We start from the raw sequence: 23,817 nt of genomic DNA on the forward strand, positions 1-23,817 counted from the left end.
CGAACCTGCGACCAATTGATTAAAAGTCAACTGCTCTACCAACTGAGCTAACGACCCATCTAAATGTTTTTAGAATCAATGTTTAATCGATTCTTGCTGATATGACTCGGATTTATCAACCCGCGCTTTCTCGTATCAACGGCGGCTTATATTACTGATTTCTGACGAGGGTGCAATGGTTTTTTTTAAAAAAAAGATTAAGTGCACACTAAACATACGGATAACCCCGAAATATTCGGCTACATCGCTTCGGGGTTATCAATTACAGTGTACTGAGCTTCTTCTCTGCAAGTTTTGCACCAGAACTATTTGGGTATTGTTGTAATACCTGCTGGTAAACAGCCTTCGCTTTATCTTTCTGTCCCTTATCTTGCATGATCAACCCCACTTTAAATAAGGCTTCACTGCTTTTTTGAGACTTAGGATACTGCTTAACTACAGTCGCAAAGTAGAATGCGGCGTCATCCTTGCTACCTTTGTTGTAGTTTAACTGTCCTAGCCAATAGTTGGCATTCGATTGATATCCAGATTTTGGATATGTTTTGATAAACCCTTGTAATGCACCAATCGCTTCATCAATCTGTGCTTTGGACTTACTTTCCATTGCCAGTTTAACAGCTGCATTGTAATCATCTTTTTCATTACCGCCGGAGCTTGCAGCTGGCGTATCTGAAGAAGATGATTGCGCATTTGATGCACTAGTATCAGTTGCATCTGAAGAGCTTGAAGAATCACCACCACTCGCTTTGTCTAATTGCATGTACAAATCTTTTTGGCGCTCAACAACTTGATTCAATTTGTATTCACTTTCTTGAATCTGTCCACGTAACATATCAATATCACGTTGGTTATCGGCTAATTGCTGCTGGATTTGATAAATCATTTGACCTTGAGAGCTAACAGCGGTCTCAAGTTGAGTGAGGCGGTCTGCGGAAGAACCCGATCCGACATTGTTGATTGGCGCTTGGGCAATAGCGGCCCAAGGGGCCGCTACGCCAACCAATAACGACAGACCAACTAGTAATTGTCTGAAGTTACTGTTCATAATAGATAATTTCGCTTATCTATTAGTATGCAATGACTGCACGACGGTTTTTCGCGTAGTCTGCTTCAGTGTGACCTAACACAGCTGGTTTTTCTTTACCGTAAGAAACCAGTGAAACTTGGTCACCTGAAACGCCTTTGCTTTGCAGATACATTTTAACTGCGTTAGCACGACGCTCGCCCAGTGCGATGTTGTATTCTGGAGTACCGCGCTCATCCGCATGGCCTTCAACAACAACACGTACAGATGGGTTGCTACGCAGGAATGCTGCGTGTGCATCTAACATTTCAGCGTACTCTGGAGATACGTTGTATTTATCGAAACCAAAGTAAACAGTGTTGTTCTGTTGCAGTTGTTCCATTTGCTGACGTGCCAGCTCTTCCGCAGACAGACCAGTGTTAGTTTGATTCATAGAAGAATCATCACCAGTTTGGTCGTTGTTTTTGTTAGAGCTACAAGCTGCGACTGCCATGATTGGTAATGCGATCATCAGCCCTTTAAGCACTTTATTCAGTTGCATCGTTTTGATCCTTAATATTTTTGCCACACATTATTATTATGCATCACAGATACGGCGACCAGGCAGGGAATTTAACCTGTCCATCGGTTGCCGGAAGACGCGCTTTGAAACGCCCGTCGGTCGAAACTAGCTGCAATATAGTCCCCAAGCCTTGAGAGGAGCTATAAATTACCATAGTGCCGTTAGGTGCGATACTCGGCGTTTCATCTAGAAACGTTGACGTTAAATATTCAACGTTACCCGTTGCCAGATCCTGTTTGGCGATATGTTGCTGACCGCCCCCGGAGCTGACCATCACTAAGAAAGTTCCATCCGGGCTTACATCAGCATCCTGATTTTGTGATCCTTCATAGGAGACACGAACAGGACTACCACCATTAATATTCATTTTATAAATCTGCGGACGTCCTGCCTGATCAGAGGTATAAACTAAAGTTTGGCTATCCGGCATCCAGCTTGGTTCAGTATTGTTACTACGACCATCTGTTACTTGACGAATTTGACCACTACCTAAGTCCATCACATATAAATTCAGGCTGCCTGTCTTAGACAGAGCAAAAGCTAGTTTAGTCCCATCTGGTGAGAATGCAGGTGCCCCATTATGACGTGGGAATGATGCAACCTGACGAACCGCACCACTTGATAGAGTCTGGATAACTAGCGCAGAACTACCACTTTCAAACGTTACGTACGCAATCTTTTGGCCATCTGGTGACCAAGCTGGCGACATTAAAGGTTCTGGCGAACGGTGAACCGTGAATTGGTTAAAACCGTCATAGTCAGAAACTCGTAATTCAAACGGATATTGACCGCCGTTGGTCTTCACCACGTAAGCAATACGTGTACGGAAAGCACCACGGATGCCAGTCAATTTCTCAAATACTTCATCACTTGCAGTATGCGCTGCATAGCGTAACCAATCTTTGGTCACTTTAAATTGGTTTTGCGCTAAAACTGCACCTGGGTTAGCGGCAACATCCACTAACTGATAGCTAACAACAAAGCTACCATCAGCTGCTGGTTGAACTTGACCAACAACAACCGCGTTAATGCCTAACGCAGTCCAAGCTTCTGGCGTCACTTCTGAAGCCGTGCCAGGTTGCTGAGGCATGCGGCTTGGTTCAATAGGGTTAAATTTACCACTATTGCGTAAATCAGCACCGACAATTCCGCCCACTTCTTGTGGCGGCGCACCCGCGCCAGCCCATTTAAATGGGACAACGCCAATTGGCTGAGCTGAGTTAACACCTTCAGTAATCTCAATACGGATCTCTGCCTGAGCAACAGTAGCCCATAGCATTAAGAACCCGAGAACTATTTTAAACGCATGCTTCATCCTAATCTCCCTTACTGCGATATTCACCACCGCAATAATTCGCTGAATTTTAACAAAGGTATACTAACAAAACTAGATAGCACACAAACTATTTATTACATTGCCTCAAAATTTACAATACAGACTGCTCTGAGTTGTTGAAAATCAAGGCTTAAATACCAATGTGCTACCCGATTTATTAAACGTATCATAGACCTCTCTGCTAGGTGGTTTTGGCATAGTCGCAAGTTTTGCTGCTCTCATTGCCGCCTCACATAACGCGGGATCATTTGCTGGATTATTTTTCGGTGAAATATTCACCAATAATCCATCTGGTGCTAACTTCAATTGCAGTTCACAAGTACGTCCACGATAACTTTCTGAGTCATAGAATTTACTTTGAACAGCAGCCTTAATTTTACCGGCATAGCTATCAACATCAGCATTCGATGCGCCTGATTTTTTACCACCACCGCTACCCGCAGCTGTTTGTCCACCTTGCTTGCTTGGCCCTGATGCAGTTAAATCACCCAGCAAATCATCAACAGATGATGCACTTTTCGCAGCTTCAGCTTTGGCTTTAGCTGCTTTTGCTTTAGCTTCTTTGTCCGCTTTTTCTTTAGCTTCTTTATCTGCCTTAGCCTTAGCTTCTTTGTCAGCTTTCGCTTTAGCATCAGCTTTGGCTTCTTTATCAGCTTTAGCTTTAGCGTCAGCTTCCGCTTTTTCTTTAGCTTCTTTTTCTGCCTTAGCCTTAGCAGCTTCAGCTTCTTTCTTAGCTTGTGCGTCAGCTTTTTCTTTCGCTGCCGCTTGCTCTTTTACGAGTTTTTCTTTTTCAGCTTTGGCTTGAGCAGCAGCTTCTTCCGCTATTTTTTGCTCTTCCTTCGCTTTTTTAGCCGCATCTAAGGCTTGTTTTTTCTGCTCTTCAGCTTGTTTTTGCTGTTGTTCGGTTTCTCGCTGAGTTTGGATCCGTTCTTCTTCAAGTTTTTGCAGACGTTTTTGTTCCTGCTCTTGCTTTTCTCTTAGCTCAGCATCTTGTTTTTGTTGCTGTTCTTTACGTTCTTTAGCTACTTGCTGGGAGCTTTTTTGCTGCTGCTGAGATTGATTATATTGCTCAACAACTGCGCCTGGATCGACCATCACAGCATCAATGACCGTTCCCTCTTCCCCACCGCCGCCAAGTTGGACGACTGTCACTAAAGAGCCTATAACGATCAAAGCAATCAATAAGATGTGCAGCCCAGCTGACATCAATAATGAGCGCTTCAAATCATCTTGTTTCTCTTTTGTCTTTCCCACTCTGGTTTCCAAAAAAAGAATCGATTCTTTTCAACTATATCCGCGCCACTCTCAAAGTGGCGTCAGCAAATTAAATAGGTTGAGTCATCAAACCAACAGATTTGATCCCGGCACCATGTAACATGTTCAGCGCCTTAATGACTTCGTCATAAGGAACTTCTTTCGCACCACCAATTAGGAAAATCGTTTTCGGATTTTTTTCTAACTGCTCTTTTGCGACTGCTGAAATTTGTTCAGGTGGCAGTAACTCCATGCGCTCACCATCGACCAATAAATTATATTGATCAACACCCGCCACTTCTAAAATGACGGGCGGATTATCACTGGATGAGACGGTTTGGGTATCTGTTGCATCCGGCAAATCAACTTCCACGCTCTGAGAGATAATGGGTGCAGTTGCCATGAAAATCAGCAAAAGCACCAACAATACGTCCAGTAATGGAACAATGTTGATTTCGGATTTTAGCTCACGTCTGCGACTATTGCGCGCCATTCGCTTTTTCTCCCCGTCTTATTTCTTATCAGCAGAGAATGCTTGACGATGCAGGATAGCTAGGAATTCTTCCATAAAGTTATCGTAGCTTTGCTCAAGTTTATTCACACGTAAATTTAAGCGGTTGTACGCCATAACAGCTGGAATTGCAGCAAATAGACCGATTGCTGTTGCGATCAGAGCTTCCGCAATACCCGGAGCAACCATTTGTAATGTTGCTTGTTTTACCGCACCCAGTGCGATAAAAGCATGCATGATCCCCCAAACGGTACCAAACAGACCAATATAAGGGCTAATTGATCCTACGGTACCTAAAAATGGGATATGCGATTCAACGGATTCCAACTCACGATTCATCGAAATGCGCATAGCACGAGATGCACCAGTAACTACCGCATCAGGCGCATGAATATTAGCTTGATGTAAGCGAACAAACTCTTTGAAGCCAGAGTAAAAAATTTGTTCTGCACCACCTAATGCATCACGGCGAGCTTGGCTTTCTTTATATAATCGGGACAGCTCGATACCTGACCAGAATTTATCTTCAAATGCTTCCGCTTCGCGCGTGGCGGCATTTAAAACTTTTGTTCTCTGGATAATAATCGCCCACGATGCAATAGAAAAACCGATCAAAACGAACATAATCAGCTGAACCAATAGGCTCGCTTTTAGGAATAAATCCAAGATATTCATGTCAGTCACTGCTTAAACTCCGCGACAATAGACTTAGGAAGCGCTTTCGGCTTCATTTTAGATGTGTCCACACAAGCAATTAGGGCTGTCGCCCCACAAAGCAAGTTACCTTGCAAATCAACTAACCTTTGCTGAAAGAGTAAAGAAGCACGTTTTATTTCAACGACTTCCGTTTCTACTTCCAGCAGGTCATCTAACCGAGCGCCCTTAATAAAGTCAATGGTCATACTACGGACGACAAAACCAAGGTTCTCAGCGAGTAAACTTTGTTGGTTAATACCTTTATTCCGCAACATTTCTGTTCTTGCCCGCTCAAAAAAAGCCAGATAACGTGCATGATATACAACTCCCCCCGCATCTGTATCTTCATAATACACGCGGACAGGCCAGCGAAATAACATAAAAAAACCACTCCGTCTTAGGTTAAATTAATTAACGGTGTCACTATACGCAAGACAGTGCCGCTTTGGAATCACTTTGCAGGTAAAGATATCAAAAATAATTGCGGGTCGCATGACCCACAATCTGAATTTAGATTAACTAAAGACTTTTACAAGTCCCCAGATAAGAATGATGGCGGCAGGTAATGGGTGGAACAGCACTCGCCACATCAATTTATTGGGTAGGAAACCCACTCCAAAAATGATGGCGCTGCAAGTTGCCCATATCATGAGAAGACCTTGCCAGATTGGAAATGCACTGGTATTGGCTGCAAACAGGGAAGGATCCCACATTACTGCGCCAGCGGTTACTAAAGCTAATATAAGGATAAGGGCCCTTATCGGGCCCTTTCCTAATAGCTGATAGGATTTATCCATCAGCATACTATTTACTCACCATCTTTAGCTGTTTTAGCTTCTTTTGCACTTTCAGAGTGCTCAAGGGCTAATGCTGCAATCACTGCAAAACTACAAGCTAACAGAGTGCCGAGGATCCAGGCGAAATACCACATATGTTATGCTCCTTAATACAGTGAATGCTTGTTGCTTTCGATAAAGTTTTTGTCCAAACGGCCAAACATTTTGTAGTAACACCAAGCGGTGTAACACAGAATAATTGGAACAAAAATGATAGCAACCACAGTCATAACTTGCAGAGTGAACAGGCTAGATGTCGCATCCCACATGGTCAAGCTTGCATTTGGCATGATGCTTGAAGGCATGACGAACGGGAACATTGCAACACCACATGTCAAGATAATGCAAGCGATAGTCAATGATGAGAACAGGAACGCCCAACCATTTTTATCTGCTTTAGTTGCAATCATCGTTAACAGTGGTAATGCCAGACCCAGACCAGGTAAAGCCCACAGGATTGGATACGTATTAAAGTTAGTTAACCATGCACCAGAAACAACTTCTACAGTTTTGTTCAGTGGGTTAGACGGGCTTAATGTATCAATCGTTGAAGTCACAACATAACCATCGATACCCATCACTAACCATACGCCAGCACCAGCAAAAGCAGCTAAAGTGATAAACGCACAGATGTAAGTTGCTTTACGCGTACGTAAGTGCAGTTCGCCAGTTGTACGCATTTGCAGATAAGTTGCACCTTGGGTAACAATCATCATTAAACCGACAACGCCAGCTAACAGACCGTATGGGTTCAGCAGACCAAACAGGTTACCGGTATAAGTCAGATACTGCTGGTTATCGATTTGCAGTGGAACACCCAGTAACAGGTTACCAAACGCAACACCGATAACTAACGGAGGCACGAAACCACCGATGAACAGACCCCAGTCCCACATGCTACGCCATTTTGGGTTCTCCAGTTTAGAACGGTAGTCGAAACCAACCGGACGGAAGAACAATGCAGCTAATACCAAAATCATAGCGACATAGAAGCCAGAGAATGAAGCAGCATAAACCTGAGGCCATGCAGCGAACATAGCACCACCCGCAGTGATTAACCAAACTTGGTTACCATCCCAGTGCGGTGCAACAGCATTAATCATAACGCGGCGTTCAGTATCTGTTTTACCTAAGATAGGTAATAAGAAGCCTACGCCCATGTCAAAGCCATCCGTGACGGCAAATCCAATCAGCAGTACGCCGATAAGGATCCACCACACAAATCGAAGAACTTCATAATCAAACATAAGTGGACTCCTGTTTACTGAACGTCGTGTGCTGAACTATTTTTCTGTTCAAAATGGTAACGACCGGTTTTCAGGCTGCTAGGCCCTTTGCGAGCGAATTTGAACATTAAGAACATTTCGGCAATCAAGAACAGTGTATACAGACCACAGATCAGAGCCATAGAGAAGATCAGGTCTTGTGGGGTTAAGTTAGAGTGTGCGACCGAAACTGGTAACACTTCACCAATTGCCCACGGTTGACGACCATACTCAGCCACGAACCAGCCTGATTCAATAGCAATCCATGGTAATGGAATACCAAACAGAGCCAGACGAAGCAGCAGTTTGCTCTTACCAATACGGTTACGAACAACTGACAGGAATGCCCAACCGATGATTAACAGTAACGCGAAGCCAACTGCAACCATGATACGGAATGCCCAGAACAGTGGTGCAACATTAGGAATACTGTCTTTAACCGCTTTCTGAATTTGTTCTTCTGTCGCATCAACAACGTTTGGTGTGTATTGTTTTAACAGAAGACCATAGCCAAGGTCTTTTTTACTTGCTTCGAATGCAGCACGCAGTTCTGGGCTCTTATCACCAGCTAACAGCTGTTGTAATTGACCATAAGAAACCATACCGTTACGGATACGGACTTCGTGTTGCTTCATCAGATCTTTCAGACCTAATACTGGCGTGTCGATAGAACGCGTTGCAATAATACCCATCGCCCATGGAATTGAGATAGAGAATGTATTCTCTTGTTTCTCATTGCTTGGGAATGCGATTAGGTTAAATGCAGCTGGAGGCGCATGGGTTTCCCACTCTGCTTCAACAGCGGCCAGCTTCGTTTTCTGCACGTCACCCATTTCGTAACCTGATTCATCACCAAGAACGATAACAGAGAGAACAGCAGCCATACCAAAGCTTGCAGCAATTGCAAAAGAGCGCTTAGCGAATGCCAAGTCACGACCTTTAAGCATGTAGTAAGAGCTGATACCCAGAATGAACATGGCACCAGTACAATAACCAGCAGCAACTGTGTGAACGAATTTAACTTGCGCAACTGGGTTCAGGACTAGCTCAGAGAAGCTAACCATTTCCATACGCATTGTTTCGTAGTTGAAGTCTGCAGCGATAGGGTTTTGCATCCAACCGTTCGCAACCAGAATCCACAGCGCAGAGAAGTTAGAACCTAAAGCAACTAACCAAGTCACCGCAAGGTGCTGAGTTTTGCTTAAACGATCCCAACCGAAGAAGAATAAACCAACAAAGGTAGATTCTAAGAAGAATGCCATCAGACCTTCGATTGCCAGAGGCGCACCGAAGATATCTCCAACATAGTGGGCGTAGTATGACCAGTTAGTCCCGAATTGGAACTCCATAGTCAGACCAGTCGCCACACCCAGAGCGAAGTTAATACCAAATAACTTGCCCCAGAACTTAGTCATATCTTTATAAATTTGTTTACCAGACAGCACATATACCGTCTCCATAATCGCAAGCAAAAACGCCATACCGAGCGTTAATGGAACGAACAGGAAGTGATACATCGCAGTTAAGGCAAACTGTAATCGTGACAGTTCGACAATATCAAACATCTTGACTCCTTGCTCCTAGCAGGAAGACACCGACTTGCGGCAACCCAGCTTCCAGTGTTAAACGGGAAAGCCTCTTAACTACCAGCAAAAAATGCCTCAAAACAACAAATAATTAACAAAAGTAAAAGAAAAAACCTACCATAATAATAGTACGCCTATCTTCACATACAATAAACTTCTTTTACGTGATTCAGATTTGAATTCTGAAGTTATATCAATAATTATACCCTTTAATAGAAAAATGAGTATTTGATCGAGCACCAATTTAAGCAATTTGGGCAAATAAAGCTAGTGGTAATAAATTGATTTACGTCAATTTTTTCTCACTTGTTAATTGCTCTCGACCCGATTCAAATAATAGTTAGCCAGTTGTTAACTATCTGTTATTTTAATTGATATAGGTTTTTTTACTTTTTTAATAAGATTAAAACAAAATGATAACTTTTGTTTTTCTCAATCTAAAAAAGAATGCTTATTTATAATAGCAGCCCATTTCTAAATTATTACTTTATTTATTAATAAAGATAATTATCGTAAAAAAAGCCCTATATTCAGTTAATCAAAATAATCTAAAAATAAAAAAATTGATCTAATATCAAATTAGACCATTTCCCATTTTGTGCTATTTCATATTCAATAATAAACTTACCCAAAACGTACTATTTATGCTGACTTATTTTGGTATTACTCACTAAAAACCCTACATTTTAAGCTTTTAGTAGAAATTACATGAAATAAGTACAGTTATTAGCCATAAAAAAACCCGTGCTTCCTAGAAAGCACGGGCTTCGTCTCTTACGTGATACGAGCTATAAGCTCATATTGCGCTTATTTGTTTAGCATAGACTTCACAGCATCGCCGATATCAGCCAAGCTACGTACAGTTTTCACGCCAGCGGCTTCTAAAGCAGCAAATTTCTCGTCAGCAGTACCTTTACCACCAGCGATAATTGCACCAGCATGTCCCATACGCTTACCTTTAGGTGCAGTTACACCCGCGATATAGCCAACAACTGGCTTAGTGACGTGCTCTTTGATGTATGCAGCCGCTTCTTCTTCCGCGTTACCACCGATTTCACCGATCATCACGATCGCTTCAGTTTGTGGGTCTTCTTGGAATAATTTCAGGATATCGATAAAGTTTGAACCAGGAATTGGGTCACCACCGATACCAACGCAAGTTGATTGACCTAAACCTGCATCCGTTGTTTGTTTTACCGCTTCATAAGTCAGTGTACCTGAACGTGAAACGATACCAACTTTACCTGGCATATGAATGTGGCCAGGTTGGATACCGATTTTGCACTCGCCCGGAGTGATAACACCTGGACAGTTAGGGCCAATCATACGAACGCCAGCTTCGTCTAATTTCACTTTAACAGTCAGCATATCCAGTGTTGGAATACCTTCTGTGATAGTGATGATCAGTTTGATGCCTGCATCAATCGCTTCAAGGATAGAATCCTTACAAAATGGTGCTGGTACGTAGATAACAGATGCTGTTGCACCGGTTGCTTCTACTGCTTCACGCACAGTGTTAAATACCGGCAAACCTAGGTGAGTTGTACCACCTTTACCTGGCGTTACACCGCCAACCATTTTTGTACCGTAAGCAATAGCTTGTTCGGAGTGGAAAGTACCTTGACCGCCAGTGAATCCTTGGCAAATTACTTTGGTGTTTTTATCGATTAAAATAGACATTATTTAGCCTCCGCCGCTGCTACTGCTTTCTTAGCTGCATCTGTCAGGCTGTTTGCAGCGATAATATTTAAGCCGCTGTCTGCCAGTTTTTTCGCACCTAACTCTGCATTGTTACCTTCTAAACGTACAACTACTGGTACATTCACGCCAACTTCTTCTACTGCACCAATGATGCCGTCTGCAATCAGGTCACAGCGAACGATACCACCAAAAATGTTTACGAATACAGCTTTAACGCTCTTATCCGAAAGAATAATTTTAAACGCTTCAGTTACGCGTTCTTTGGTTGCACCGCCACCAACGTCAAGGAAGTTAGCTGGCGCACCGCCGTGCAGTTTAACGATATCCATGGTACCCATTGCAAGGCCCGCACCGTTAACCATACAGCCGATATTACCATCCAGAGCAACGTAGTTAAGTTCCCACTTAGCCGCTTGAGCTTCACGTGCATCTTCTTGAGATGGATCGTGCATTTCACGCATTTCAGCTTGACGATACAGAGCGTTGCTATCCACGCCTAATTTACCATCTAAGCAAACTAAATCGCCTTCAGTATTGATAACTAATGGGTTAACTTCGATCAGCGCTAAATCACGCTCTAAGAACATGGTTGCTAAGCCCATGAAGATTTTAGCGAATTGGCTAACTTGTTTACCCGTTAAGCCTAATTTGAATGCCAGTTCACGACCTTGATATGGCATTGGGCCAGTCAGCGGATCGATAACGGCTTTGTGGATCAGTTCTGGTGTTTCTTCAGCAACTTTTTCAATTTCAACGCCGCCTTCAGTTGAAGCCATGAATACAACGCGACGTGTACCACGGTCCACGACTGCACCTAAATACAGTTCTTTAGCGATGTCAGTCGCGCTTTCAACCAAAATTTGGTTAACCGGCTGACCATTTGCATCAGTTTGGTAAGTAACCAGATTCTTACCTAACCATTTTTCAGCAAATTCACGGATGTCATTGATATCTTTTGTAACTTTTACGCCGCCAGCTTTACCACGTCCACCTGCGTGAACTTGGCATTTGATAACCCATGGACCATTACCGATTTTTTTCGCCGCAGCTACTGCTTCTTCTACTGATGAACAGGCATAACCAGTTGGTGCTGGTAAACCATAGCGTGTAAAAAGCTGTTTTGCCTGATACTCGTGTAAATTCATGATGTTCTATCCATAATTGAGTCTGGAGGAGCGTTTATCGCCCCTTGCAATTGTTACAGATTTAGCAGCCAGCGAACTGGCTGCATCGGTTACCTCAGACCGGACAGGTTGTCCCCCTGCCCTGTTATGTTTCTATACGTCTAGCAGTAAACGAGTTGGATCTTCCAACATATCTTTGATAGCCACTAAGAAGCCAACTGATTCACGACCATCGATTAAACGGTGGTCATAAGACAGCGCTAAATACATCATTGGAAGAATTTCTACCTTACCATTAACTGCCATTGGGCGGTCTTTGATGGCATGCATGCCTAAGATTGCGCTTTGTGGTGGGTTAATGATTGGAGTAGACATCAGAGAACCGAACACACCACCGTTAGTGATAGTGAAGTTACCGCCACTTAAATCTTCAACAGTTAATTTACCGTCGCGACCTTTGACAGCCAGCTCTTTAATATTTTTCTCGATATCAGCCATGCTCATTGCATCCACATCACGCAGAACTGGGGTTACCAGGCCACGCGGTGTTGATACCGCAATACTGATATCGAAATAGTTATGGTAAACCACGTCCGAACCATCGATAGAAGCGTTCACTTCTGGATAGCGTTTCAGTGCTTCAACCGCCGCCTTAATGTAGAAAGACATAAAGCCTAAACGTACACCGTGACGTTTTTCAAATGCTTCACCGTACTGTGCACGCAGGTCTTTAATAGGCTGCATGTTGATTTCGTTGAAGGTTGTTAACATCGCCGTGCTGTTTTTCGCTTCCAACAGACGCTCTGCAATACGTTTACGCAGGCGAGTCATCGGAACACGTTTTTCACTACGGTGAGCTAATGGTGCTTGAGCTGCAGCTGGTGCTTGAGCCGCAGGTGCCGCAGCTGGTTTAGCTGCTAAATGTTTTTCAACATCTTCACGAGTCAGACGACCGCCAACACCAGTCCCTTTGATATCCGCAGGGTTCAGGTTGTGCTCAGCGACCAGACGACGAATCGCTGGGCTCAGCGCATCATTACTTTCTTCTTCTAAGCTCGCCGTTTGACGTGCTGCTGGTGCAGGTGCTGCTTCTTTAACTTCAGCAGGGATACCTGTGCTATCGCCTAAACGAATGCGACCTAGTAACTGTTTAGATAAAACAGTTGCGCCTTCTTCTTCAATAATGGCTTCCAGAACACCTGCTTCACTTGCAGGAACTTCAAGAACAACTTTGTCTGTTTCGATCTCAACCAGAACTTCGTCACGCTGAACACTGTCACCTGGTTTTTTATGCCATGTGGCAACCGCTGCATCAGCGACGGATTCAGGAAGATCGGGAACAAGAATTTCTACGCTACTCATTTTCTATCCTTTAATTATGCAATGTTCAAAGCGTCATTAACCAGGGCCGCTTGTTGTTCCTGGTGAACGGAGGTATAACCAACTGCTGGAGAAGAAGAAGCTGCTCGACCCGCATAGCGTAAAGTTGCGCCTGCTGGGATAGCTTCATGGAAATTGTGCTGGCTGCAATACCAAGCACCTTGGTTTAGTGGCTCTTCTTGGCACCAAACGAAATCTTTCACATGAGCGTACTGAGCGAATACTTTTTGGATATCTTCGCGTGGGAACGGATACAGCTGTTCAATACGCACGATAGCCACATCTTTTTGCTCTTTCTTACGACGTTGTTCTAATAAATCGTAATAAACTTTACCGGAACACATAACGACGCGTTTCACATCTTTCGGATTAATTTCGTCAATTTCACCGATAACTGGTTGGAATGAACCATTCGCCAGCTCATCCATGCTAGAAACTGCTAATGGATGACGTAACAGTGACTTAGGTGACATAACAATCAGAGGACGACGCATATCGCGCAGTGCTTGACGGCGTAACATGTGATAAACCTGGGCTGGTGTTGATGGCACACACACTTGCATGTTTTGATCTGCACACAGTTGCAGGTAACGCTCTAAACGTGCAGATGAGTGCTCTGGACCCTGACCTTCATAACCATGAGGCAGTAGCATAACCAGACCACACATACGACCCCATTTTTGCTCACCAGAGCTAATGAATTGGTCGATAACAACTTGCGCACAGTTAGCAAAGTCACCGAACTGAGCTTCCCAAATAGTCAGCGCGCGCGGTTCAGTTGTTGCATAGCCATACTCAAATGCCAATACTGCGTTTTCAGTCAGAACAGAGTCCCAAACGTTGAATACGCCTTGGCCGCTATGAACATTTTGCAGAGGTACGTAAACAGAGCCATTAGTTTGGTTGTGAACAACTGCATGACGGTGGAAGAACGTACCACGCCCCGCATCTTCACCAGATAAACGGATTGGAATACCTTCATCAACTAACGTACCGTAAGCCAGAGTTTCTGCCGCACCCCAATCAAGTAATTTTTCGCCTTTCGCCATTTCAGCGCGGTCAGAATAAATTTTCTCAACACGAGATTGCGCAACGATACCTTCAGGGATCGTGCTCAGCTTAGTCGCTAACTCAGTTAAACGTTTAATATCGTAGTTAGATTTGTATTGCTCATTCCACTCATGATTTAAGTACGGTTCCCAAGTGTAAGAATGCAGCCCCATTTCACGATATTCTTCAACAACACAGTCACCACGATCTAACGCGTCACGATACAGGTTAACCATTTCAGTGACTTCATTCGCAGAAACCACGCCAGCTTCGATTAAACGATCTGCGTAGATTTTACGTGGGGTTGGGTGCTGTTTAATTTTTTGGTACATGATTGGCTGAGTTGCACTTGGCTCATCAGCTTCGTTATGTCCATGACGGCGGTAGCACACTAAGTCGATCATCACATCGCGCTTAAAGGTGTTACGGAAATCTAAGGCTAAGCGAGTCACGAATGCAACCGCTTCAGGGTCATCAGCATTAACGTGGAAAATAGGCGCCTGCACCATTTTCACGATATCAGTACAGTATTCTGTTGAACGCGTGTCTTTCGGGTTTGAGGTTGTGAAACCAACTTGGTTGTTGATAACGATACGCATGGTACCGCCAACTTCATAACCACGAGCCTGAGACATGTTCAGGGTTTCTTGTACAACACCTTGACCAGTTACTGCTGAGTCACCGTGAATGGTGATTGGCAGAACCATATTACTACGACCTTCGTCCAGACGGTCACGGCGAGCACGTACAGAACCGATAACCACTGGGCTTACGATTTCTAAGTGTGATGGGTTAAATGCCAGTGCTAAGTGAACACGGGAACCCGCCGTTTCGAAATCAGAAGAGAAACCTTGGTGATATTTAACGTCACCTGCGCTTGAATGGTCTTTATGCTTACCAGCAAATTCATCAAATAATTCGGCTGGTTTTTTACCCAGAATGTTGATCAGGACGTTTAGGCGGCCACGGTGCGCCATACCAAGCACCACTTCACGAGTGTCTTGTTTGCCTGCATGATGGATAAGATCCTTCAGCATTGGGATCAGTGCATCGCCACCTTCTAAAGAGAAACGTTTTGCACCTGGGAATTTTGCACCAAGGTAACGCTCAAGACCTTCTGCTGCTGTTAATTCAGCTAAGAAGCGACGTTTTTCTTCTTTAGAAAATTGCTGCGCAACATTCACAGACTCTAAACGTTGTTGGATCCAACGTTTTTCTTCTGTGTTAGTAATGTGCATATATTCCGCACCAATGGAACCGCAATAGATGCGTTTCAGGTGGTCATATAGTTCGCTGAGTTTCATGGTTTCTTTGCCAATTGCAAATGAACCCACGTTGAAAGTTTCGTCGAAATCTTCTTTGGTTAGGTTATGGAATGTAGGGTCCAGATCTGGAACGGCTTCGCGTTTCCAAAGTCCTAACGGGTCGAGATTTGCATTTTGATGTCCGCGGAAGCGGAAGGCATTGATGAGCTGCAAAACTTTAACTTGTTTTGCGTCGATCGTTGGATCGCTAACAGAGGTGTGGTAACGGGTAGAATCTTTTGCTAAGCGACGGAAGTAGTCTCGTGCTTGCGAATGTAATTGCTCACCGCTATTACCCGCTCCAGGTAGTTGCTGGAAGATTTCTCTCCATTCGACATCTACGGAATTAGGGTCAGTCAGATAATCTTCATAGAGCTGTTCTATATAAGACTGGTTCGCGCCTGCCAGAAAGCTTGAATCCAGCCAGTCCTTCATTACGCCGTTCTGCATTGTGATCCCTTAAGCTTTATAAGCTTTAGTTTTCGCCGTGGTTAACTAATCGCCGCATTTAAGCGACCTCGATAAAGGTTCTCTTGGACGTGCTTTTTGCATGTTCTCACTTTGGGAGTCCCTCTTATCAATTAAGGGTTTCCCTTTTAAGGAACCTTTAAAAACTGTCTACGGTTTTTAAAGGTTCCTTGCTTTCGCAAGTGTCTTCATCTTGTTTTGCAGTTGGCTTTTTACTTTCACTTTTTGACTTTTTACTTTACGTTTCAGTGATTCAATTTAAGACTTATACTTACTTTACGCTTATTTTTTACTTTAAGTACGTATTTTGTGCTATCCAAATTTAGCCTACGGCACCTAAGCGCCGCAGGCTGTATCGATTTAGGCGCTATGTTTCAATAACATAGACTTAATGTGACCGATAGCTTTCGTTGGATTTAGTCCTTTAGGGCATACATTGACACAATTCATGATGCTATGACAGCGGAAAACACTAAAAGCGTCGTTCAGATCATCTAATCGTGAATCTGTTTCAGTATCGCGACTGTCAATTAAGAATCTATAGGCAGCGAGCAGACCTGCAGGACCGATAAATTTGTCCGGATTCCACCAGAAAGATGGGCATGAAGTTGAACAGCATGCACACAGAATACACTCGTAAAGACCATCAAGTTTTTCACGTTGTTCTGGTAGCTGTAAGTTTTCGCGCGCCGGCGGATTCTTATTATCATTAAGAAGATACGGACGAATTTTTTCGTATTGAGTATAAAATTGCGTCATGTCGATGATCAGGTCACGAATCACTGGCAGACCGGGCAATGGACGGATCACAATTTTTTTACCACTACGGGTTAAAGCAGACAATGGCGTAATACAAGCCAGTCCGTTTTTACCGTTCATGTTCAGACCATCAGAACCACATACACCTTCACGGCAAGAACGACGGAATGAGAGTGTTGGATCTTGTTCTTTTAACTGAATTAACGCATCCAGCAGCATCATGTCACGCCCTTCTTTCACTTCAAGGGTGTAATCTTGCATACGTGGCGCATTGTCTACATCAGGATTGTAGCGATAAATCGAAAATTCTAGTTTCATAGTTTATTTCTCCGCAACTGGATTAACACCACGCATTAATAAGTACGAATCTTCGGTGGGAAGGCTTCACGCAACTTAGGTTGCATGTTCACTTCACGACGAGTCATCGTTTCAGATTGCGGTAGATATAATGAGTGACATAACCAATTTGCATCATCACGATCTGGGAAGTCAAAGCGACTGTGAGCACCACGGCTCTCTGTACGGAAGTTTGCAGCTTGTGCAGTTGCATAAGCAGTTTCCATCAGGTTATCCAGCTCTAAACATTCGATACGTTGGGTATTGAACTCAGTTGAAGTGTCATCCAGACGCGCATTTTTCAGACGTTCACGGATTTCTTTCAGTTCTTCTAAGCCCTTCGCCATTGCATCCCCTTCACGGAATACGGAGAAGTTGTTCTGCATACAAGATTGCAGCGCTTTACGGATATCAGTTGGATCTTCACCCGTACGCGCATTTTCCCAACGATTGAAACGAGCCATTGCTGCATCGATGTCTGATTCAGACGCATCACGCATTGCGCCTTGTTCCATGATGGATTCATTTAAGTGTAAGCCAGCAGAACGACCAAAAACTACGAGGTCAAGTAGGGAGTTACCACCTAAACGGTTAGCGCCGTGTACAGATACACAAGCAATCTCACCCACAGCAAACAGACCCGGAATCACTTCGTCTTCGCCTTTTTCGTTATAGCGAATTGCTTGACCCGTCACTTTAGTTGGAATACCACCCATCATATAGTGACAAGTTGGGATAACTGGGATTGGCTCTTTAACTGGGTCAACGTGAGCAAAAGTACGAGATAATTCAAGGATACCCGGTAAGCGAGATTCCAGAACATCTTTTCCTAAGTGGTCCAGTTTCAGTTTCGCGTGTGGACCCCATGGGCCATCACAACCACGACCCTCACGAATTTCAATCATGATTGAACGTGCAACAACATCACGACCAGCAAGGTCTTTCGCGTTTGGTGCATAACGTTCCATGAAACGCTCGCCATCTTTATTCAGCAGGTAACCACCTTCACCACGACAGCCTTCTGTGACCAGAACACCTGCGCCAGCGATACCCGTTGGGTGGAACTGCCACATTTCCATATCTTGTAATGGAACGCCAGCACGTACGGCCATACCAACACCGTCGCCCGTATTGATGTGTGCGTTAGTGGTGGATTGGTAAATACGACCTGCACCGCCAGTTGCTAAGATGGTTGCTTTCGCTTTGAAGTAAACCAGCTCGCCCGTTTCCATACAGATTGCAGTACAACCTACGATATCGCCATCTTGGTTTTTCACTAAATCCAGTGCATACCATTCAGAGAAAATCGTAGTGTGGTTTTTTAAGTTTTGCTGATACAAAGTATGTAACAGTGCGTGACCAGTACGGTCAGCTGCCGCAGCAGTACGTGCCGCTTGCTCGCCACCGAAATTCTTAGACTGACCACCGAATGGACGTTGATAAATACGTCCATCATCAAGGCGAGAGAAAGGCAATCCCATATGTTCTAATTCAAGGATAGCTTCCGGTCCTGTTTTACACATGTATTCGATAGCGTCTTGGTCACCGATATAGTCGGAACCTTTAACGGTGTCGTACATGTGCCATTCCCAGTTGTCAGGGTGTGTGTTACCAAGTGCAACAGTGATACCACCTTGCGCTGACACAGTATGAGAACGAGTTGGAAAAACTTTAGATAACAAAGCACAAGATAGGCCTTGTTGAGAAATTTGTAGTGCTGCGCGCATACCTGCACCGCCCGCACCGATAACGATAGCGTCAAACTCTCTGATTGGCAGATTCATTTTATGCACCCCACACAACAATTGTTCCGTAAATTAAGTAAGCCAGTAAACCAACCACGATGGCCAGTTGCAGCACTAAGCGAATCGCCAGCGGCTTAACATAGTCAGTCAGTACTTGCCACATACCAATCCAGGCATGCACAAGAATTGAGAACAATGTGAGGATGGTGAATACTTTGGTCACAGAGGAGGCAAAGAAGCCACGCCATACTTCATAGGTAATATCATTAATTGCTACGAAGCCAACAATGTAGAGTACGTAGAGGACGATAACGATCGCCGAACCACGGATTAGCAGCCAGTCCTGGATACCAGTACGGCCTAAAGCTGATGCATTACTTACCATACTAAGATCCCCGCCAGAATTGCCAGAATTACAGTAATTACGAATGTAATTTTTGCGGATGAGTTGCCCGCAGCAAGGGTTTCATCAACACAACCGAAATCCATCAGCATATGACGAATACCACCACAAATGTGGTACGCCAGCGCTGTTAAGATCCCCCAAAGAATGAACTTGGCAAAAAAGCCAGTCATTATTTCAGACGCGTATTGAAAACCTTCTGGAGAGGAGAGAGAAGTCCCTAGCAACCAAAGCAGAATACCAACTGCGATGAGAGTAATGACGCCAGAGACACGGTGCAAGATCGACGATATTGCAGTAATCGGAAAGTGAATCGTCTGCAAATCAAGGTTGACAGGTCTTTGTTTTTTCACAATTTTGCCCACACAGCTCTTTATTATTTTCCATCCTCCGGACCTGGGGTGGAAATCAGACAGCGACAGGGGTACAAAATGCAACTTAACACAAACTTTAATCCATCATGTTTGAATAAAGTTGCATACTGATCACGCTGGGAACTCCTACTCAGGGTAATCCGGAGACCTGGCGCCAGTATAAAGTCTTCACATTGCTATTACAATTCCCACACAAAAGGTTTGGAGACATTTAGCCCGAACAGTGAGAAGGATCACGATTTAAACATTTTATATAAATGTGCTTATCTTATTTGACAATGATTCAACATTTATCTTACATATATGCCTGACAGATTTATCTGAATACGTTACGGATGACCCAGAGTCGTGTAGTAATGTGAATGAGTATGCAAGTATAAACAAAAGTTATGAAAGTTGTTTCCCTTACCACAAATAATGATATTGTAGAGAAAACAACAAAAAAAGAACATAACGCCCTATACACTCGCAAACAACCTAACCACATTGTTATCGGTATTGATATTGGTTGCCGGATTTCAAGGTTTTATGTGATATCCCGCTGATTTTCTCAACACACCGATAGAACAATGCTCAAAGACGCAGTATAACGCTGAGTTCTGGGTTGTTGAGTGTGGATTATCAAGCGCTAAGGAGACCGTAAATGGCTGATAACAAAGCTAAGATAATGACTGGAAGTAAAGGTGATTTCGAACTAGACATCCTAAGCCCGACCATTGGCCAAGATGTTATCGATGTACGAGCTTTAGGTTCTAAAGGGTTCTTCACATACGACCCCGGTTTTACTTCTACCGCATCCTGTGAGTCAAAAATTACCTATATCGATGGTGATAAAGGCGTTCTACTCCACCGTGGTTTCCCAATTGATCAACTCGCCACTCAAGCCTCATACCTTGAAGTCTGTTATATCCTGTTATACGGCGAAGCACCAACCCAAGAACAGTACAATACATTTAAAAATACGGTGACCCGCCACACCATGATCCATGAGCAAATCACTCGTATGCTTAATGGATTCCGTCGTGACTCTCACCCAATGGCAGTTCTGTGTGGGGTAACAGGTGCTCTAGCAGCATTCTACCACGATGCATTAGACGTTAATAACCCTCGCCACCGTGAAATCACCGCTTACCGTCTGCTGTCTAAAATGCCGACCGTTGCAGCGATGTGTTATAAATACTCTATTGGTCAACCTTTTGTTTATCCTCGTAATGATTTATCTTACGCGGGTAACTTCTTGCACATGATGTTCTCTACACCATGTGAAGAATATGTAGTTAACCCAGTACTTGAGCGCGCAATGGACAGAATTTTGATCCTACACGCTGACCACGAACAAAACGCATCAACCTCAACAGTCCGTACCGCTGGTTCTTCCGGTGCTAACCCATTTGCGTGTATTGCAGCAGGTATCGCGTCTCTGTGGGGACCTGCTCATGGTGGCGCTAACGAAGCATGCCTACGTATGCTTGAAGAGATTCAAACTGTTGAGCACATCCCAGCATTTATCGAACGTGCAAAAGATAAAAACGACTCTTTCCGCTTAATGGGCTTCGGTCACCGTGTTTATAAAAACCATGACCCACGCGCTACCGTTATGCGTGAAACTTGCCATGAAGTACTGAACGAGCTGGGTTTAAATGATAGCCTGCTTGAAGTGGCCATGGAATTAGAACGTATCGCACTGAACGACCCGTACTTCATTGAGAAGAAACTGTACCCTAACGTTGACTTCTACTCAGGTATCATCCTGAAAGCAATGGGGATTCCATCTTCAATGTTTACTGTTATCTTCGCGATTGCACGTACCATTGGTTGGATTGCACATTGGAACGAAATGCACGATGAAGGTCTGAAAATTGCGCGTCCTCGCCAACTGTATACTGGCTACGACAGACGTGAATTCAGTTCTGAGTTAGACAAAAAATAATTTAACTCACTCATCACTAAAGCCTCGAAGATTCGGGGCTTTTAAATGTCTAACATTCTATATTTATTCTATTTTTTTAGTCTTGATTCACCGCTGTATTCCCGCGGTGTCATCCCGCTCATTTTGCGGAAAAAACTAATAAATGCGCTGTCACTGGCTAAACCTAACTCTTGAGTAATAAATCCATAGCTTTTCTCCTGTGCTAATAACTCTATCCCTTTGATAAACCGCCATTGTTGTCGCCACGCCTGATAACTCATTCCTGTCTCTTTTAGAAAAACTCGAGTAATCGTTTTCTCACTGGCACCAACCGTTTGAGCTAATTGATTTAGAGGCGGAGGAAGTCGCTCTAGGTCAAGGGACTTAAAACGCCGGTCTTGAGGTAAAGAAAGTAGCGTAGGTTCCTTTGTTGCACATTGTAATTCATCAATAAAAACAGGAAGTAACCTTGCTAGTCTCCCTTCTCGCCAGTCACTCTCAAAAGGCGCCACCGCGATGCGTTCCAACAGTTCTCGAAGCAAAGGAGAGATACTTAAAATAGACACCTGATCAGAGATTTGCTCTGCATATTCTTGGCTTAGGTAAACAGACCGATACCCTACCGAAGCTCGCATTTGTGCTCGATGCTGTGTAAATGGTGGGATCCACGCGACTCTCCCTGGCGGTAGTAACGAAATTTCATTCTGTAAGCTAATGCGAATACAGCCTTGTTGTGTAAATAATAACTGCCCCATTTCATGGGTATGCGCTCCTGAATCATGTTGCCCCATTTGGGCTGCAATCCCCAATACGGGGGTATCATACCAGTGAGTTTGAAACTCATCCGTCTGTAATAACCACGCCATAAATGTCTCTTTTTTGATATTTATTGTCTTTATTATTGTAATAAGACAAATAAAAAGCCACTAAACTTTGCGCCATTCCACACACATTGAAAATAAATAGGTAAATCAATATGGAGCGCGTACTTTCATTATCTTTAGCAATAGCGCTGATGATGTTTCCGCAAATTGTCGAAACCCTATATAGCCCTGCGTTAACAGATATTGCGGCTGCATTTCAGGTGAATGCCGAGCAAGCCTCTCAAACACTTTCGCTGTATTTCTTTTCTTTCGCTTTTGGTGTCGTATTTTGGGGCAGAATGTGTGATGTGATTGGTCGTCGTCCCACTATTTTGCTTGGGTTATTTCTGTATGGAATTGCCTCTGTAAGCACACTTTTTGTCTCACATTTCTATGGGTTACTGTTACTGCGTATGTTATCTGCGTTTGGCGCTGCGGTAGGTTCTATTGGCACACAAACCATGATGCGTGACAGTTTTCAAGGTCATACGTTAGCCAAAGTTTTCTCTGTGATGGGTATCGCCTTAGCGATAAGCCCCGCGCTTGGGATGATTTTCGGTGCCAGCTTAGTTTGGCTAGGTAGTTACCGAGCCGTTTTTATGGGTTTGGCTCTTTTAGCCGCCATACTTTTGTTATGGTCATATTATAAGCTTCCTGAGACCAAACCACAGAACGTGATCAAAACCCCATTTTTAACCACGTTTTTACACATGTTAGGGGATAAACGAATTTTCCAAAATGTGATGTTGATTGCATTTTTCAACATTAATTTATTCAGTTACTATCAGCTTGGACCTTTCATTTTTGAGCAATTAGCGTTCAACCAACAACAATTTGGTCTAACTGGAATTCTGTTAGCGTTTGGTGTTGGTCTCGGTTCGCTGATCAATCGCACATTATTGACGAAAAAGTGGTCACCCGAAAAGCTCGTTAAACTGGCAAGTGGCGTTTCTTTAATCAGCGGCGGCTTAGTTTATCTATTACAAGGTCATATTGGGTTTGTGCTACCAATAATGGGCATTGTGGTGGGATATGGGATCGCAATCCCGAATATTTTGGCGCACGCTCTGGATCATTATCAAGACAGAAAAGGCACCGCCGGCGCAATTTTAGGTTTGTTTTACTATTTAGGATTAGCTCTCGGATTAATGGCCGCCGGCGAGGTTCAAAACCTAGGTTTAGTGCTTATCACTTCAAGCTTAATTCTGGTTTTAGTGGCTTTAAAATACCGGACTTAAATCAAACTTAAATTTGATATTTAACGGAAAAAAATCAAATTATCTTTATTACATAGCTTTTTTCTAAATAGTTCGCGTTGTAGCTAGGCGGCA

General features: G+C 43.7%; 22 protein-coding genes. 2 read left to right on the forward strand and 20 right to left on the reverse strand.

Features of this window, described 5'->3' with window-relative positions:
* Nucleotides 1–262: 262 nt before the first annotated feature.
* From cpoB to sdhC, 19 genes are all read right to left on the reverse strand, one after another.
* Nucleotides 263–1,045 carry a cell division protein CpoB gene (cpoB, locus tag GKR71_RS03545; RefSeq protein WP_036947759.1) on the reverse strand — a complete coding sequence of 261 codons (783 nt, stop codon included), beginning with the start codon at nt 1,043–1,045 and terminating at the stop codon, nt 263–265.
* Between the two features lie 22 nt (nt 1,046–1,067).
* Nucleotides 1,068–1,565: a peptidoglycan-associated lipoprotein Pal gene (gene pal, locus GKR71_RS03550; RefSeq protein WP_006660438.1), complete on the reverse strand. Its 498-nt coding sequence runs from the start codon at nt 1,563–1,565 to the stop codon at nt 1,068–1,070.
* 43 nt (nt 1,566–1,608) lie between these two features.
* Nucleotides 1,609–2,901, reverse strand: coding sequence for a Tol-Pal system beta propeller repeat protein TolB (gene tolB / locus GKR71_RS03555; RefSeq protein WP_036947763.1), 1,293 nt, complete (start codon nt 2,899–2,901; stop codon nt 1,609–1,611).
* A gap of 144 nt (nt 2,902–3,045) precedes the next feature.
* Complete coding sequence (tolA, locus tag GKR71_RS03560; protein ID WP_230085018.1) at nt 3,046–4,176, reverse strand: cell envelope integrity protein TolA; 1,131 nt, start codon at nt 4,174–4,176, stop codon at nt 3,046–3,048.
* A 70-nt stretch (nt 4,177–4,246) separates the two neighbouring features.
* Nucleotides 4,247–4,669 carry a colicin uptake protein TolR gene (gene tolR / locus GKR71_RS03565; RefSeq protein ID WP_036947778.1) on the reverse strand — a complete coding sequence of 141 codons (423 nt, stop codon included), beginning with the start codon at nt 4,667–4,669 and terminating at the stop codon, nt 4,247–4,249.
* A gap of 18 nt (nt 4,670–4,687) precedes the next feature.
* Complete coding sequence (gene tolQ / locus GKR71_RS03570; RefSeq protein ID WP_036947783.1) at nt 4,688–5,371, reverse strand: Tol-Pal system protein TolQ; 684 nt, start codon at nt 5,369–5,371, stop codon at nt 4,688–4,690.
* The gene (gene ybgC / locus GKR71_RS03575) at nt 5,368–5,763 is read right to left on the reverse strand and encodes a tol-pal system-associated acyl-CoA thioesterase (protein WP_036947785.1); all 396 of its coding nucleotides are present in this window, start codon (nt 5,761–5,763) and stop codon (nt 5,368–5,370) included. Before ybgC ends, tolQ begins: the two co-directional genes overlap by 4 nt.
* 135 nt (nt 5,764–5,898) lie before the next feature.
* Entirely contained in the window at nt 5,899–6,186 is a 288-nt protein-coding gene (gene ybgE, locus GKR71_RS03580; RefSeq protein WP_036947787.1) for a cyd operon protein YbgE, read from the reverse strand.
* A gap of 5 nt (nt 6,187–6,191) precedes the next feature.
* Nucleotides 6,192–6,314: a cytochrome bd-I oxidase subunit CydX gene (cydX, locus tag GKR71_RS03585; protein ID WP_006660445.1), complete on the reverse strand. Its 123-nt coding sequence runs from the start codon at nt 6,312–6,314 to the stop codon at nt 6,192–6,194.
* Nucleotides 6,315–6,326: 12 nt separating this feature from the next.
* Nucleotides 6,327–7,466, reverse strand: coding sequence for a cytochrome d ubiquinol oxidase subunit II (gene cydB / locus GKR71_RS03590; RefSeq protein ID WP_036947789.1), 1,140 nt, complete (start codon nt 7,464–7,466; stop codon nt 6,327–6,329).
* Nucleotides 7,467–7,480: 14 nt separating this feature from the next.
* Nucleotides 7,481–9,049: a cytochrome ubiquinol oxidase subunit I gene (gene cydA, locus GKR71_RS03595; protein WP_036947791.1), complete on the reverse strand. Its 1,569-nt coding sequence runs from the start codon at nt 9,047–9,049 to the stop codon at nt 7,481–7,483.
* A gap of 828 nt (nt 9,050–9,877) precedes the next feature.
* Nucleotides 9,878–10,750, reverse strand: a complete 873-nt coding sequence (gene sucD, locus GKR71_RS03600; RefSeq protein ID WP_036947794.1) for a succinate--CoA ligase subunit alpha — start codon at nt 10,748–10,750, stop codon at nt 9,878–9,880.
* Entirely contained in the window at nt 10,750–11,916 is a 1,167-nt protein-coding gene (gene sucC / locus GKR71_RS03605) for an ADP-forming succinate--CoA ligase subunit beta (RefSeq protein WP_006660449.1), read from the reverse strand. Before sucC ends, sucD begins: the two co-directional genes overlap by 1 nt.
* Nucleotides 11,917–12,048: 132 nt before the next feature.
* Nucleotides 12,049–13,257 carry a 2-oxoglutarate dehydrogenase complex dihydrolipoyllysine-residue succinyltransferase gene (gene odhB / locus GKR71_RS03610; protein WP_036947796.1) on the reverse strand — a complete coding sequence of 403 codons (1,209 nt, stop codon included), beginning with the start codon at nt 13,255–13,257 and terminating at the stop codon, nt 12,049–12,051.
* A gap of 14 nt (nt 13,258–13,271) precedes the next feature.
* The gene (gene sucA, locus GKR71_RS03615; protein ID WP_108479382.1) at nt 13,272–16,079 is read right to left on the reverse strand and encodes a 2-oxoglutarate dehydrogenase E1 component; all 2,808 of its coding nucleotides are present in this window, start codon (nt 16,077–16,079) and stop codon (nt 13,272–13,274) included.
* A 378-nt stretch (nt 16,080–16,457) separates the two neighbouring features.
* Complete coding sequence (locus GKR71_RS03620; protein ID WP_036947808.1) at nt 16,458–17,174, reverse strand: succinate dehydrogenase iron-sulfur subunit; 717 nt, start codon at nt 17,172–17,174, stop codon at nt 16,458–16,460.
* 35 nt (nt 17,175–17,209) lie between these two features.
* Nucleotides 17,210–18,976, reverse strand: a complete 1,767-nt coding sequence (gene sdhA / locus GKR71_RS03625) for a succinate dehydrogenase flavoprotein subunit (RefSeq protein ID WP_036947811.1) — start codon at nt 18,974–18,976, stop codon at nt 17,210–17,212.
* 1 nt (nt 18,977) lies between these two features.
* Entirely contained in the window at nt 18,978–19,322 is a 345-nt protein-coding gene (sdhD, locus tag GKR71_RS03630) for a succinate dehydrogenase membrane anchor subunit (RefSeq protein WP_036947812.1), read from the reverse strand.
* Nucleotides 19,316–19,705, reverse strand: coding sequence for a succinate dehydrogenase cytochrome b556 subunit (gene sdhC / locus GKR71_RS03635; RefSeq protein ID WP_004909059.1), 390 nt, complete (start codon nt 19,703–19,705; stop codon nt 19,316–19,318). Before sdhC ends, sdhD begins: the two co-directional genes overlap by 7 nt.
* A gap of 652 nt (nt 19,706–20,357) precedes the next feature.
* Here sdhC and GKR71_RS03640 point away from each other — a divergent pair.
* A complete protein-coding gene (locus GKR71_RS03640) occupies nt 20,358–21,644 on the forward strand; it encodes a citrate synthase (RefSeq protein WP_036947815.1) in 1,287 nt (428 codons plus the stop codon).
* Nucleotides 21,645–21,712: 68 nt separating this feature from the next.
* On the opposite strand, the gene GKR71_RS03645 is transcribed toward GKR71_RS03640, so the two are convergent.
* Nucleotides 21,713–22,489, reverse strand: coding sequence for an AraC family transcriptional regulator (locus GKR71_RS03645; protein ID WP_108479380.1), 777 nt, complete (start codon nt 22,487–22,489; stop codon nt 21,713–21,715).
* A gap of 110 nt (nt 22,490–22,599) precedes the next feature.
* Between GKR71_RS03645 and GKR71_RS03650 the strand changes: the two genes are divergently transcribed.
* Nucleotides 22,600–23,724 (forward strand): multidrug effflux MFS transporter, encoded by a 1,125-nt coding sequence (locus GKR71_RS03650; RefSeq protein ID WP_154633953.1) that lies wholly within the window; start codon nt 22,600–22,602, stop codon nt 23,722–23,724.
* Nucleotides 23,725–23,817 lie beyond the last annotated feature (93 nt).

The sequence above is a fragment of the Providencia sp. wls1922 genome (genome assembly GCF_009706505.1).
Lineage (GTDB): Bacteria > Pseudomonadota > Gammaproteobacteria > Enterobacterales > Enterobacteriaceae > Providencia > Providencia lanzhouensis.